11 protein-coding genes are annotated in these 13,489 nt (G+C 62.3%); 9 read left to right on the top strand and 2 right to left on the bottom strand.

What is annotated here, in order from left to right:
- Positions 1–61 precede the first annotated feature (61 nt).
- Positions 62–1,090 carry an exonuclease domain-containing protein gene (locus ABI796_RS12030; protein WP_141282602.1) on the top strand — a complete coding sequence of 343 codons (1,029 nt, stop codon included), beginning with the start codon at positions 62–64 and terminating at the stop codon, positions 1,088–1,090.
- A 61-nt stretch (positions 1,091–1,151) separates the two neighbouring features.
- Here ABI796_RS12030 and ABI796_RS12025 read toward each other — a convergent pair whose 3' ends face one another.
- A complete protein-coding gene (locus tag ABI796_RS12025; protein WP_141282604.1) occupies positions 1,152–2,222 on the bottom strand; it encodes an ADP-ribosylglycohydrolase family protein in 1,071 nt (356 codons plus the stop codon).
- A 79-nt stretch (positions 2,223–2,301) separates the two neighbouring features.
- Between ABI796_RS12025 and ABI796_RS12020 the strand changes: the two genes are divergently transcribed.
- From ABI796_RS12020 to ABI796_RS11995, 6 genes are all read left to right on the top strand, one after another.
- Complete coding sequence (locus ABI796_RS12020) at positions 2,302–2,658, top strand: YidH family protein (protein WP_170224880.1); 357 nt, start codon at positions 2,302–2,304, stop codon at positions 2,656–2,658.
- 2 nt (positions 2,659–2,660) lie between these two features.
- Complete coding sequence (locus tag ABI796_RS12015) at positions 2,661–3,005, top strand: DUF202 domain-containing protein (protein WP_141282607.1); 345 nt, start codon at positions 2,661–2,663, stop codon at positions 3,003–3,005.
- Positions 3,006–3,172: 167 nt separating this feature from the next.
- Positions 3,173–4,105, top strand: a complete 933-nt coding sequence (locus tag ABI796_RS12010) for an aquaporin (RefSeq protein ID WP_141282609.1) — start codon at positions 3,173–3,175, stop codon at positions 4,103–4,105.
- A gap of 70 nt (positions 4,106–4,175) precedes the next feature.
- Complete coding sequence (locus ABI796_RS12005) at positions 4,176–5,366, top strand: exonuclease SbcCD subunit D (protein WP_141282611.1); 1,191 nt, start codon at positions 4,176–4,178, stop codon at positions 5,364–5,366.
- Positions 5,363–8,398: an AAA family ATPase gene (locus tag ABI796_RS12000; protein WP_141282613.1), complete on the top strand. Its 3,036-nt coding sequence runs from the start codon at positions 5,363–5,365 to the stop codon at positions 8,396–8,398. Before ABI796_RS12005 ends, ABI796_RS12000 begins: the two co-directional genes overlap by 4 nt.
- A gap of 86 nt (positions 8,399–8,484) precedes the next feature.
- A complete protein-coding gene (locus tag ABI796_RS11995) occupies positions 8,485–9,858 on the top strand; it encodes an MFS transporter (RefSeq protein WP_141282615.1) in 1,374 nt (457 codons plus the stop codon).
- Here ABI796_RS11995 and ABI796_RS11990 read toward each other — a convergent pair.
- Positions 9,849–10,460: a TetR/AcrR family transcriptional regulator gene (locus tag ABI796_RS11990; protein WP_141282617.1), complete on the bottom strand. Its 612-nt coding sequence runs from the start codon at positions 10,458–10,460 to the stop codon at positions 9,849–9,851. The genes ABI796_RS11995 and ABI796_RS11990 overlap by 10 nt on opposite strands.
- A 265-nt stretch (positions 10,461–10,725) precedes the next feature.
- On the opposite strand from ABI796_RS11990, the gene ABI796_RS11985 reads away from it, so the two are divergent.
- Entirely contained in the window at positions 10,726–12,423 is a 1,698-nt protein-coding gene (locus tag ABI796_RS11985) for an amidohydrolase (protein WP_141282619.1), read from the top strand.
- Between the two features lie 73 nt (positions 12,424–12,496).
- The gene (locus tag ABI796_RS11980; protein WP_141282621.1) at positions 12,497–13,489 is read left to right on the top strand and encodes an ABC transporter substrate-binding protein; all 993 of its coding nucleotides are present in this window, start codon (positions 12,497–12,499) and stop codon (positions 13,487–13,489) included.

The following is a 13,489-nucleotide window of genomic DNA, read 5'->3' as shown; positions in this document are numbered from 1 at the left end:
GAAGGGCCGCCCCGCCGTCGAAATCGGCAGGGGCGGCCTTTTCCGGCTGTAACCTTGTCCAGTGGCATTGGACTTTACGGCGATCGACTTTGAAACAGCCAACGGCTTCCGGGGGTCGCCGTGCTCGGTGGGCCTGAGCAAAGTCCGTGGCGGCGTAGTAGTGGAAGAAGCTTCCTGGCTGATGCGCCCGCCGGAGAACCACGATCACTTCGAGTTCCATAACACCCGTATCCACGGCATCCGCGCCGAAGATGTAGCAGGCCGCCCCCGCTTCGGGGAACTCTTTCCGGAAATCGGCGCCTTCATTGGCAACGACATCTTGGCCGCCCACAACGCAGCCTTCGACCTCGGCGTTATTCGCTCAGGACTGGAAGTCTCCGGCTTGGCCGGGCCGGCCTATGACTACGTGTGCACCGTGATGCTCTCGCGCCGTTGCTACTCACTGGTGTCCAATTCCCTGCCCTACGCCGCCGAGGAAGCCGGCGTTCCCCTGGTCAACCACCACGATGCCGCGGAGGATGCCCGCGCCTGCGCCGGCATCCTGGTGGACATTGCCCGGCGAAACAACGCCAACAGCATCGCCGAGCTCTACCTTTCCCTGGGATTGAACCTGCCCAAGCAGCCTGCCTTCGATCCCGCACAAGGACTCTCCAAAGCAACCATGTCAGCGCTCGCAGGCATGTCCGCGCTCACAGGCGGGACCGCAAGCGCTGCCGAACGGAGCCTTGAACGCTCACTGGGCGTTTCCGGCGGCTTCCCGAGTTGGCCGGAGGAGGGGCCCAACCCGTTGCCAAACCCGGCTGCGGAACCCGGCCACCCGCTCTTCGGCCAGACCGTGGTGTTCACCGGGGACCTGGCCATCACCAGGCCCGAAGCGAAGTCACGGGCCGCGGACATGGGCGCCCGCCCCGAAAGCCGGGTCACTGCACGGACTACTGTGCTGATTGTGGGTGATGGATTCGTGGCGGGCGATCTCCGTGCCGGCCGGCTTACAGGCAAAGCAAAGCGGGTCCTGGAACTCCATGCCAAGGGTCAGCAAATCGAGGTTGTTTCCGAGGGAGAGTTCCTGCAAATGGTAGGCGGCGCGTAACCGTCGTCTGCAAGGTGATGTCCTCACGCTGCCCGGATACCGCAGAGAGCGCGGAGGCTGCCTAGCCGGTGGTCACGGCAAGGAGCCGCTCAGCCATGCCGCGGATAATCTCCGGGGCCTCCAACGCCTCAAGCCAGTCAGCCGGCAGGCAATCCTCGCCGTAGTAGGCGCCAAGGATGTTTCCGGCGATGGACCCGGTGGAGTCGCTGTCACCGCTGTGGTTGATGGCCAGGGTTATGGCGTTGCGGAAATGTTCCGCCGGCGTGCCGCCGCTGGTGGCAAGGACGGCGTAAAGTCCGACGGCGAGTGCCTCCTCGGCAACCCAGCCTTCACCAAGCGCTTCGGTCAGTTTTTCCGGGTCCAACGTGGTGGGTTGCAGTGAGAACTGCAGGGCGGCCTCCAAGCGTTCCGGCAGCTCGGGTGCTTTGGTAGGGACGCCGTTGACATAGTCAAGGGCCTCGGCCGCAGCCGTGCGGATGTCGCTTCCGGCCACGATGTTGTGGATCAGCAGGCTGAACGCTGCTGCGCTGAGTCGTGCTGAAGGGTGTCCGTGGGTCAATGAAGAAGCATCAGAGCTCAGCTTGTAGACCGCCTCGCGTGAAATGTGCGGGATGAGGCCGAACGGGGCCGAGCGCATGACCGTACCGCAGCCCTTGGAATCTGCATTGACCGGACGTGCCACTGTTCCCATCTGACCCGTTGCCAATCCGCTCAGGCACGCGTTTCCGGGTGCGCGGCGGTGGTGCAGAACTTCCTGGGCATCGATCCAGCGGGGTTGCGGCACGGGAGCGGACGAAGCAGCAGCAACATCCTGGGTGCCCAGCCATCGCAGGTAGGCAAGCCACAGGCAGGCGATCTCGTCCGCTGCTACGCCGTCGTTGGCCCATTCGAGGGCTTCCACCAGACCGTCAACGGTGTACAGGGTCATTTGCGTGTCGTCCGAAAAGTGGCTGCCGCCGTCGAGTTGCCCGAAGGAGAGCAGACCTGCGGAACCATAGCGGGCGCGAATTGCGTCAATGGACTCGAACTCCACCGCATAACCAAGGGAGTCACCCAGCGCGCCGCCCAAAAGTGTCCCGTACACGCGGGACTCGAAGGAAGGAACGGCGGGGGTCTTAGGCTCAACACTCATGCCAGTAACTTACCGTGCCCGCGGGGCTCCGCTGATATGGTGGGGAAGCTGCCGGCAACTGAGAAATCCTGGAGACATTTTGCGAGAACCTGCTTGGCGACGAACAGGCAAGACCCCTGACTACAGGTTCTCTCTCGCCAACGAACGTACTTTCCTTGCCTGGATCCGCACTTCCCTGGCCTTGCTCGCAGGCGCGGTGGCGGTGGACCAGCTGGCGCCCAACATAGCTCCCACACCCGTCCGCCTGATCCTTTGTGTGCTGCTCGCGCTTGTAGGGGCCGGACTGGCTGTTCTTTCGTACCGCCGCTGGGGTCAGATGGAAGCGGCCATGCGCAATGACCAGGCGCTCCCATTCTCCCGGGTCATGCTGTTCATGACAATCGTGGTGGCCGTAGCTGCCTTCGCCTTTGCCGTGCTGATCCTGGTTGCGCGCTAGGGATGGAAGTGCGCGATCCCGGGCTCCAGCCCGAACGCACCACCTTGGCCTGGCGCCGGACTCTGATTTCCCTGGTGGTGGTGGACCTCTTCATTTGGCGCAGTTGGCTGACGTCCGAACCCTCCACCGCCAATCTCATGACCGGCCTTCCCGGACTGGATTACCAGGGGATCTGCGCCCTGATGGCTGCTGCAGCCACTGTTGTGCTGGCATCGGTAGTGTGGGTTCGCTCACGGCAACTCCACGCCGGTAACGAGGCAGCATCTGCCCAACTCATCCTGGTCAGCACGCTGGCTGTTGTGGGACTGGCTGCCACTGCCATGGCAGCTATTGCTTTGGGAGGATAGGCTCAAGGGCAGTATTCAGCAAGCGTCCAGACTCCGCTGACAAGATACTCATTGCTGACAAAATACTTACTGCCCCGAACTCAGATCAGGCCCTGCCATCATCGGCGGCAGAGCGCTGCGCACGCTGGTTAGCCGGCATTCACACCAACCGTAAGGACTCATTGGACATGACCCCATCTGTACAGGCCACACCAGAACCCCAGCCGGGACTCGTTGCCCGGCTGTCTGCTGAAGCTTTGGGATCGATGTTCGTTGTTGTCGTTGCTGTGGGAGTCGGGATCTTTTCAAATCCTGGCGCCGCCCCCTTGCCTCTAGCTCTTGCGACCGGCCTTGCAGTGACGGCAGCCATGCTGGCCTTCGGCTATGTATCGGGAGGCCACTTCAACCCCGTGATCACCCTGGGCAATCTGATCGCCGGCCGAATCCGGGCCGTGGCGGCCTTGGGCTACCTGGCGGCGCAAATCATCGGCAGTGTGATTGGTGCTGCGTTGATCTACTTTGTGGTGAGCACGGTGCCGGTCCTCAAGGACGCCAGGGCCGCGTTCGACGTCGTTGCGCCGGGCTTTGGCGAACACGCCGCCGCCCAAACCCAGCTGGCTGGAGTTCTGTTGGTAGAGGTCCTTGGTGCAGCGCTCATTGTGGCTGTGTTCCTTGGTGCGACAGCGGGCCGCCGGGCCGTACCTGCCATGGCGCCCTTCGCTGTGGGCTTGTCAATGGCGGTTCTGCTGCAGCTTGGACAAGTCCTGGGGAACCTTCCCTTTAACCCGGCCCGCGCTACGGCCCAGGCATTCTTCAGTTCATCCTGGGCTGTGGAGGGTCTGTGGCTCTTCTGGGTAGCCCCGCTGATGGGTGCGGCGCTTGCCGGCCTTGCCTTCCGTGGTTTCCAGGGCCTGTCATCCGCTGAAGCTTCTGCGCCTGCGGATGTCCTGGGTGGCAGCGATGGGGTCAACGATTCCTTCGATGCCACTATTGATCCGGTGGAGGAGATCGAGGTTCAGGAATCCGCTGGAAAACCTGACATTGTTCCTTCCCGGGCTGTGCAAGCTGGTCCGGTCAATGATGACGCCAGGGACTTCTTCGACGGTAAAAAGGGCAAATAAACCCTACGGGCTCGACGACGGACGGCTCGCCTGCGCTTTAATGTCGGTGCCCGGCGGTTAACTTGGGAATATGCGGTTACTTCACACTTCCGATTGGCACCTTGGCCGGTCATTTCACGGCGTGGGCATGCTGGACGCCCAACGCAACTTTGTGGACCAGCTGGTAGCGCTGGTGGAATCCGCCTCAGTTGACGTCGTGCTGATTGCCGGGGACGTCTATGATCGCGCTTTGCCCGGGCTGGATGTGGTCAAACTTCTTGATGAGGCCTTGGTGCGCATCACGCAGGCGGGGGCCGCGGTGGTTTTGACCAGCGGCAATCACGACTCCGCCATCAGGCTGGGCTTCGCCTCGCGCTTGCTCGAACGTGGGGGCGTCCACTTGAGGACGCACGTTGAGGAACTCGACGTACCCGTGTTGTTCCCTCTGGGGGTTAATGACCCTAAGGAGGGCAGCACGGGGCTTGGCCATGTGGCTATCTACGGAATTCCTTACCTTGAACCCCGGCTCGTCGCTGAGCGGTTGGGGGCTGAAAACGCCACCCACTTTGATGTCACCCAGGCAGCCGTGGAGCGGATCCGTAAGGATGTTCAGAAACGCCAGGAGTCCGGTCCGGTTTACCCGGTAGTCCTCGCACATACTTTTGCCAGTGGAGGCGTCACCTCAGAAAGCGAACGGGACCTGAGCATAGGTGGTCTGGGCGCGGTTCCGCTGGATCTCTTTGAAGGCTTCGCCTACACCGCACTGGGTCACCTTCATGGGCGGCAGGAGCTGGCCCCTCATGTCCGCTACTCCGGTTCGCCCCTGGCCTATTCATTTTCTGAAGCCAAACACCACAAAGGTGCATGGCTCGTGGACCTCAATGCCGGCGGCGCGGTAGCCGTTGAAGAAGTCCTCTGGGAAGCCCCCAAGGCGCTGGCTACCCTGCGGGGGACTCTGGAAGAACTCCTGGAGAGCGATGAACATGCATGGGCAGAGAATGCCTATTGCCAGATCACCCTCACGGATGCACAACGGCCTGCACAGGCCATGGACAGGGTGCGTGCCCGTTTCCCGGAAACCCTGGTGCTCTCCTTCGATCCCCAAGGTGCCCAAGCGCGGACCTCCACCAGTTACAGCAACCGCCTGGCCGCGGCAGAGGACGACCTCGGAGTCTGCTGCGGCTTCCTGGAACATGTTAGGGGCCGCGACGCAAACGAGGCAGAGGAAGCTGCGCTGCGCGATGCCCTGGAAGCTGTCCGCCTGCAGGAGGCCGCACAGTGAGAATTCACCGTTTGGACATCGTTGCGTTCGGACCCTTCGCCACGCCCCAACACATTGACTTTGACCATTTGAGTGCCCAGGGTCTATTTCTTCTCAACGGAGCTACGGGGGCCGGAAAGACCAGCATTCTCGATGCCATCTGCTTCGCCCTGTACGGCTCCGTTCCCGGAGCCCGCCAGGAAGGAAAGCGACTACGCAGCGATCACGCGGCGCCGGGCGTGGAGCCTCGGGTCGTCTGTGAATTCTCTGCGCGAGGACGCCATTTTGAAGTGACGCGGTCCCCGGCGTGGGACAGGCCCAGCGCCCGTGGCCGCAATGGATTCACCACCCAGCAGGCCAAGACCCTCCTCAGGGAACGCGTGGCTGGAAGTTGGGAAGAGAAGTCTTCCAGGAATGATGAGGTGGGTGCAGAGCTCTCGGACGTCCTTGGAATGGACCGGGAGCAGTTCACCCGGGTGGTCATGTTGCCACAGGGCGACTTCGCGGCTTTCCTGAGGTCCAAAGCCAACGACCGCCTGGACCTCCTCCAGAAATTGTTTGGTACACAGCGTTTTGAAGCGGTGGAACGCCAACTTCTGCAGCAAGCCGCCGAGGCCACCCGTGCGGTGCAGGACAATGCCTCGGAACTGAAGCTGCTGCTGGACCGGGTTGCCGCAGAGCAGGATCAGCTGGATCTTCCTGCAGCTGCCGCTTCTGCTCTGGGGGAGCCAGAGCGGGAGTCAGAACCGCAGCCTGGCCAGGAACCTGAGGCTTGGCTGTCCGGAGTGGAAGCAGAAGTGCTCGCCGAGTGGAAGCGCCGGCAGGATGAGGCTGCCAACGCAGAGTCCGTCTCTACCCGGCTTATGGAACAATTCCAGGATGCCCAGGAGAAGTCCCTGAGGCATGGCCGGCTCAGTGCTGCCACGCAGCGGCGTGTGCTGCTTGAGCTGGCAGCACCCCGGGCCATGGAGAACAAGGAGATGCTCGCAAAGCACCGGAGGGCAGCCGTTCTCAGTGGGCAACTGGAAGCGGTTGATTCTGCAGCCAGCAAGGTGAAAGCCGCCCAAGTACGGGTTGCCGGCGTCCGCGGGAAGCTCGGAGCAGCGGGCTTGGAGGCGGCAAACCCGGGCATGGCGCTTGAAACCATCAAAGCCAACTCCGCGGTCCTTGAGGCGCGGCTCCCCGATGAACAGCGTTTGGAGGCCATCGCAGTCCGTCTGGCCACTATGAGTGATGATGTGGCAGATCACCAGGCTTCCGCTGCGGCGTCGGCCTCGGTCCTGGAACAGTTGCGCCTGGACGTCTCCACCGTGGAGTTGGAAATCCAGCCCCTGGAGCCTTTGGCTGACAAACTCACGGAATTGGAGCGGGAAGCTGCCGAAGCCGCCGAGTTGGTGGAGATTGTTGCCCGTCACGCCACCGTCAGCGAGGAATTGGACGGGATTACCAGGAAGCACCTCCAAGCACGCAGCACATCGCAGGACCTTCGCCAACAATGGCTTGATGTCCGTGAACTGCGTTTGGCCAATGCAGCCGGGGAGCTGGCTGCATCGCTCCGGAGCGGTCAGCCCTGCGCCGTCTGTGGAAGCGAAGAGCATCCCCAACCCGCCGCGGCCGTGCAATCAGCCCTCTCCCTCGCACAGGACGAGGAAGCGGCCAAGGAACGGTTTGAGGCAAGCGAGGAAGCTCTTGGGCGCCTCACTGAGCAGCTTTCCTCCACAGCGCAGGTGCTCGCCGGTTTGGTTGCTCAAGGTGGTTCAACGGATGCCGCTGAAGCCAGGGCCAAGAGGGCATCCGCCCGGGAAGCTGTTGCGGCAGCACGTAAAGCTGCAGAGGAGTTGGAGAAGCTTCGCGCCCGGCACGAAGCCCTCGGCAAGCGGATCGCGCTGGTGCAGCAAGATCATGATGGTTCCGCAAACGCAGCGGCTCAGGCGTCTTCGGCAGTTCAGCTGCTGCAAGAGCAGTGTGATGCCCTCGAAGCAGAACTTGCCGGCCTGAGGGAGGGCTTCCCAAGCCTGCGTGAGCGGTTGGAGGCGCTCACGGCTGAGCGGAAGCTTCTGCAGGAAGCCGTGGATGCAGAGCGTCACCTTGATCAGGCAAAACAAGCAGGTGAAGACGCGGCCGCTTCCCTTGGAAAAGCCTTGACGGAGTCCGGATTCACCACAGCCGATGAAGCCCGGCGTGAGATTCTGTCACCAGCGGACGTTGTGGGCCTGGAGAAAGACCTGTCAGATTTCGAGGCTGAATCGTCCCGACTGGATGAGCTGTTTGCCGGTGAGGACCTTGTCCTTGCTGCCAAGGAGGCAGCCAGGAGTGAACTTCCGCTGGCGGAGGCTGCACTTGCTGAATCACGGATTCTCGCGTCCCACGCTGCGGATGACGCTCGGGCCAAGGCATTGTCGGCCGGACTTGCCGGAAAGTCCGCGGATACAGTTGCCCGGTTGGCGAAGGAGTACCGGACCTTGGCCGAAGCCGGAAGGGAACCAAGGAGCCGGGCACATCTGCTGGCCGAACTCGCGGACACTCTCAGGGGATCCGGAGATAACAACTACAGGATGAGCCTGAACACCTATGTCCTGGCAGCAAGGCTGGAACAGGTGGCCATTGCAGCTTCCGAACGGCTCGTGGCCATGAGCGATGGCAGGTACACCTTGGAGCACACGGACGCCAAGGCTGCCAGGGGTGCAAAATCGGGCCTCGGGCTTGAAGTTGTGGACGAGTGGACAGGCCAGCGGCGGGACACTTCGACGCTATCCGGCGGTGAATCTTTCATGGCGTCGCTGTCCCTGGCACTGGGTCTTGCTGATGTTGTCCAGCAGGAGGCCGGTGGTGTGGACATCGAGACGTTGTTTGTTGACGAGGGCTTCGGCAGTCTGGATGACCAGTCCTTGGAGCAAGTGATGGATGCCCTGGAAGGACTGCGCGACGGCGGCCGGGTAGTTGGTCTTGTCAGTCACGTCGCGGAGATGAAGCAGCGAATCACCAACCAGCTTCAGGTCATCAAGGGAAGGCACGGTTCCAGCGTGAAGATTTCCGAAGCTGTCCCTGCCTGAGCCGTATCCGATAGACTTGAACCGTTACACCGGGTCGCGCGCATCGGGAGGAGGGACGATGCGCATTCTTTAGCGAACCCGGATTAATGGATAAAATTTCTGTAGCTTCACAGCCCGCATCGCAGGCTCCCTCACGCCCCTCACGCTTGCCAGGCCGCTTCGCGCGGCTTCCCGAATTGGCGGGACCTGGTTTCCTGCCCCTTGGACTTTTCGCCCGGCTTCCCTTGGCCATGCTGACAGTGGGCACCCTGACCCTGGTGACAGCCGTCAGCCATTCCTACGCAATCGGGGGCATGGCAGCCGGCGCCGTAGGCATCGGCTCGGCGTTGGGCGCTCCGGTGCTGGGGTCCTTGGCCGATAGGGCCGGCCAACGGATTGTGCTGATGGTGGCAGCAGTCATCAACACCCTTGCTGTGGCAGGGCTCCTTGCTGCTGCATACCTCACCACCACTTACGGTTCTGTGGGCGAGGCGGTTGGAGTCCTCATTGCCGCTTTTCTCGCTGGCGCCAGCTGTCCCCAAGTGGGCCCCATGGCCCGTGTCCGGTGGATGGCGCTGACCACCCGCAACCTATCTGCAGCCAACGGCGGCAAGAGTGTGGCCGCCAACCGGGCTGACCTGGACACCGCACTGTCCTATGAAGGTACTGCAGACGAGGTCACGTTCGTCCTGGGTCCCGCCCTGGTGGGCGTCTTGGCCAGTATGGTGGCACCATGGTTGCCGCTGGCGTTGGCCGCGGTCATGACCATCACTTTGGTTCCTGCCTTTGCGGTCCACCCCAGCCAGCGTGCAGTGATGCCGGCCCCACGCAAGGCCCGTGCCGGCGTCGTGCCTTCGGGCGCCCAACAATTGGTTAGTGAGCAACCGGGCGAAGCGACGTCCCGGGGACGTAACCGTTGGGCCGGGGCCGTTGTAGCCGTTCCGGTGGTTGCAATGGTGTGTATGGGTACCTTTTTCGGGGCCACACAGAATGCGCTCAGTGCTTTCTCGGCCCAGTACGCCACGGCTGAGATCGCAGGAATTCTGTATGCCGTGATGGGCCTCAGCTCAGCTGTGGCGGCACTTTCGGTGGCATTCTGGCCGCAGCGGTTCAGCTTGGCTTCCCGTTGGGTTGCCGCGGCGCTGGCGATGTCCGTTTTGTCGCTTCTGCTGCTTCTCCCGGCAGGCATTTGGCCCATGGTCTTTGTCTTGCTGATACTGGGCATCCCTGTGGGGCCGGTGATGGTGACTGTCTTCAGCATCGGCGGTGTTGTGGCTCCGGCAGGTCGGATGGCCACTGTGATGACGGCGCTGGCCAGCGGAATTGTGGCCGGAACTGCACTGGGCTCCTATCTGGCCGGGCAGTTGGCTCAAACTCAGGGATCGGGCGCGGCTTTCGTGGTGTCCGTGGCCGCAGCGGCAGGCCTTTTGTTGCTAGGTGTTCTTACGTCCTTGGTGATGAAGCGCAGGCCTCAGGCGTAATGGAGCGCTCCGGCGAGGGAAACGGCCATGAGTTCCACCAAACGCAGTGACCGTTCGTCGTTGGGGTCGGCCAAATGCTGCATGCTGATGCCGTCAATCCCTGAAATAAACAAGCGGGTGATGTCTTCCAGGTTGTCCGGAACGGGCTCTCCGGCGGCGTCAGCGGCGGCACGGAACAGCTCCAACGTTGAGCTGACCCAGCCGTCGTACATGGAGCGGTTCATGAGCAAGGCCTGAGGCTGGTCTTCGGTTTCTACGCGGAACCGCCGGAGCAGCAGTTCGAACGTTGTGACCTGCTCATGCGGATTATCCAGCATGCGGCTCCAGATGCGCCGTGCATGGGCACCAATCATGTGCCGTAATCCCATTCCTGGATCGGCCACAGGCTCCAATGCCTTGGCATAGTCCCTGCTGAGGAAGTTGTAAACCTCTTCAAGAAGTTCGTCTTTGCTCCGGAAGCAATAGTGCAGTGCGGCAAGCGGGGCATCGGCTTCGGTGGCGATTCGTCGCGTGGTTGCAGAGGCGAGGCCATCTTGGGCGATCACCCTTGCCGCCGCTTCGACGAACTGCAGCCGCCTTTCCTCGGCGGGAACCCTGGCCATTCATTCACCTTCTTCTTTTCAGTCCTCCATGAACGTCACGGGCCCACGATCGTGTTCAGCCACCTTGGTGATCCGGTCATGACCCAGCGTTCCCATTGATCGTAGGCGCTATCCGCCGGGACGCCGTTATGGCCGTGCCGGGGGCGGAAAACTCCCGTGAAAGAAATTTTACGCCAAAACCTAGTCAAGTGACCCAGTCAAGCGACATACTTCTTTCAGGAACGTTGTCTGCATCACATTTGGTGCGGCGAACTGAGGAGAAGCTATGGGAGACTTCGCTGATCTGGTGATCACGAACGCCAGGGTCCACACCATGGATCCGGCGGCACCACATCACGTGAGCGACGCCGTCGCCATCACGGGCGGCCGCATTGCCGCGCTGGGCCACCGGGGCGTAAGCGGGAGGATCGGCCCTGCCACGCAGGTGATCGATGCTGCAGGCGGAGCTGTCATTCCAGGCATCAACGATGCCCACCTGCACTTTGTCTCGGCAGCCATGGCCGCCTTTGGGTATGTGCGCTTGGAACCCGCCGTGGCGCCCCACTGGGCTGCCGTCGTCGACGTCCTGGAAACAGCGCCGGCGGGGGAGGATGGTTGGGTGCGCGCCCACGGGTGGGACGAAGCCCTGCTGGGGCCGGCGCAGGGGTTCTTGCTCAATGTCAGGCCGGACACGCCCGTGGTGGCTTTCGACAGCACCGGCCATCAGTTGCTGGCCAACACCGAAGCGCTCAGAAGGGCCGGTATTAACGCCGCCACGCCAGATGTTGACGGCGGCGTCGTAGCCAGGTCCTCGGACGGCACTCCCACAGGATTGCTCCAGGACGGAGCCATGGAACTTCTCTCGCGGGCAATGCCGCCGGTCCCCGGATCAACCTTGCGCCCTGCTCTGCTGGCATTCCAAGAGCAACTGCATTCCTTGGGCATCACCTCCCTCACCGATCCCGGCCTGGGGCCGGCGTGCGCGGGACTCATGGATGGTGCGGGTTCGACGGCGGCACTGGAGTTGCTGGCCGACCTCGCCGAGGCGAAGCAACTTTCGCTGCGAATCAACGTACTGATGCTCTTCGCGGGAACAGGGGGAGCCAACTCGCGCGCGGTTGAGGCAGGACTGCGCAGCGGGCTGTCCGCTGCCTACTTGGACCGTGGCATCAGTCCGGAGCAACTGCGGATTGCGGGCGTCAAGATTTTCGCCGATGGAATTCCCCGCAGCGGAACCGCGTGGATGAGCGAGCCCTACGGGAAGGCATGTACGCACGGCAGCCTGGTGATCCAAGGAGCAAGCGAAGCCCAGCGGGTTGCGGAGCTGCATAAAATCCTGAAGCTGATCAATGACGCCGGGCTGCAGGCGGGCGTTCACGCCACGGGGGACGCGGCCACCGCTGCCGCAGTTCAAGCGATCATCGCCGCAGGGGATGGCGGCAACGGGGATTCAGGGCGGTCGGAGAACCGTCATTACATCATCCACGGGGCCTTCGGGGACCCCGAAACACTTCACACCATGGCGTCCCAGGGTATTGGTTACAGCACCAACCCCCTTATCCGGCAAGAAGCCGGCGACATCATGCGGCAGGTTCTCGGTGAGGATCGCTTCTCCAAGCACCAGCCCCTGCAATCGGCGCTGGGGGCCGGAGTCCGTCTGAATCTTGCCTCGGATGCCCCCGTGACCAGTGCCGATTGGCGCCGCACAGTGGTGGCAGCTGTTCGCCGGGGCACTCGTTCGCAGCCAGGCAACCCGCGGGACCCGGAGCGGATCGGCGGCTTGCAGGCATTGATGGCAATGACCGTCAACGCGGCCTGGCAGGACCATGCGGAGCAATTCAAGGGTGCTTTGACCCCGGGCATGACGGCGGATTTGTGTTTGCTTTCCAAGCCCTGGCCCGTGGACGAGGAGATTGAAGAACTCCTGGACACAGAGGTCAGGCTCACCCTCAGCGGTGGCCGGGTAGTTCACCAATCCGGCTAACTCACCCATCAACGTAGTCCACCCCATCAGCTACAACTTTTCCCTTCCAACCTTTCGTGATTCAAGGAGCACCATGCGACGCACTATTCCCTTGGCCCTGGCCGCAGTTTTGTCCATGACGTTGGCCGCCTGCGGTGGGGGTTCCGGCCCGGCCGCCGCCCCCGCCGCGGACGGGACCACCACCCTGAAGGTGGGCACCATCGGCATAGGTTCGGACGCGGGCATCCGGCTTGCAGCTGATAAGGGCTACTTCAAGGAGCAGGGTCTCAATGTGGAGATTTCTGTTATTGCCAACCCTCCGGCCGGCATTGCTGCGGCCCAGAGCGGCCAGATTGATCTCACGTACACGCCCTCCATTCCGCTGCTGAATGCACTGAGCCAGAACGTGCCGCTCAAGATCATTGCCGCAGCCGACGGCTACAAGGACGGTGCCAGTGAAGGCACTGACCTGCTCCGGGTGGATGACACCGGACTTTTGGTGCAGCAGGGGTCAACCATCAACAGGCCCAAGGACCTGGAGGGAAAGAGCGTCAGCGTCCCGGCGCGCAAGGCACAGCTGGAGGTCACTGTCAGCAAACTGGTCAAGGACGACGGCGGCGATCCCGCCAAGGTGAACTGGATGGTCCTTGATCCTTCCTCTGCACTCCAATCCCTGAATTCCGGACGGGTGGATGCTGCCTCACTCGTGGCCCCGTTCACGTCCAAGGCCGCCGCGGAGGGCAACAGGCTCCTGGCTTCGCCCGGCGTCGAATTCTTTGAACAAGGCGCCATTGGCCTTTGGGTGGCCGGGGCGAACACGGTGAAGTCCAAGGAAAAGGCGTTGCAGGGTTTCAGGGCCGCTATCTACAAGGCGAACGCCTACGCCAATGCGCACGTTGATGAAGCGCAGCAGCTCAGTGCCGAGATCACCAAGACTGACCTGGACGTGGTCAAGTCCGGTGCCGTGAACTATTGGCCCGAAGACGTCCGCATTGAAGACATTGAGCGTGCCAATAAGAACCTTGCCGAGCTCGGATTCCTGAGTGAACCGGTGAAGCTGCCGGCTGACGTTATTTTCGGGAAGTAG

The organism is Paenarthrobacter aurescens (assembly GCF_041549525.1).
Taxonomy (GTDB): Bacteria; Actinomycetota; Actinomycetes; order Actinomycetales; family Micrococcaceae; genus Arthrobacter; species Arthrobacter aurescens.
Note: the sequence above shows the minus strand (reverse complement) of the source record. Positions and strands in the feature narration are given on the sequence as shown.

Excerpts from the sequence above, each read along its gene's own strand:
- ABI796_RS12025 (WP_141282604.1), bottom strand. The coding sequence starts at position 2,222 with ATGAGTGTTGAGCCTAAGACCCCCGCCGTTCCTTCCTTCGAGTCCCGC.
- ABI796_RS12015 (WP_141282607.1), top strand. The coding sequence starts at position 2,661 with ATGGAAGTGCGCGATCCCGGGCTCCAGCCCGAACGCACCACCTTGGCC.
- ABI796_RS12010 (WP_141282609.1), top strand. The coding sequence starts at position 3,173 with ATGACCCCATCTGTACAGGCCACACCAGAACCCCAGCCGGGACTCGTT.
- ABI796_RS12005 (WP_141282611.1), top strand. The coding sequence starts at position 4,176 with ATGCGGTTACTTCACACTTCCGATTGGCACCTTGGCCGGTCATTTCAC.
- ABI796_RS11995 (WP_141282615.1), top strand. The coding sequence starts at position 8,485 with ATGGATAAAATTTCTGTAGCTTCACAGCCCGCATCGCAGGCTCCCTCA.
- ABI796_RS11990 (WP_141282617.1), bottom strand. The coding sequence starts at position 10,460 with ATGGCCAGGGTTCCCGCCGAGGAAAGGCGGCTGCAGTTCGTCGAAGCG.
- ABI796_RS11985 (WP_141282619.1), top strand. The coding sequence starts at position 10,726 with ATGGGAGACTTCGCTGATCTGGTGATCACGAACGCCAGGGTCCACACC.
- ABI796_RS11980 (WP_141282621.1), top strand. The coding sequence starts at position 12,497 with ATGCGACGCACTATTCCCTTGGCCCTGGCCGCAGTTTTGTCCATGACG.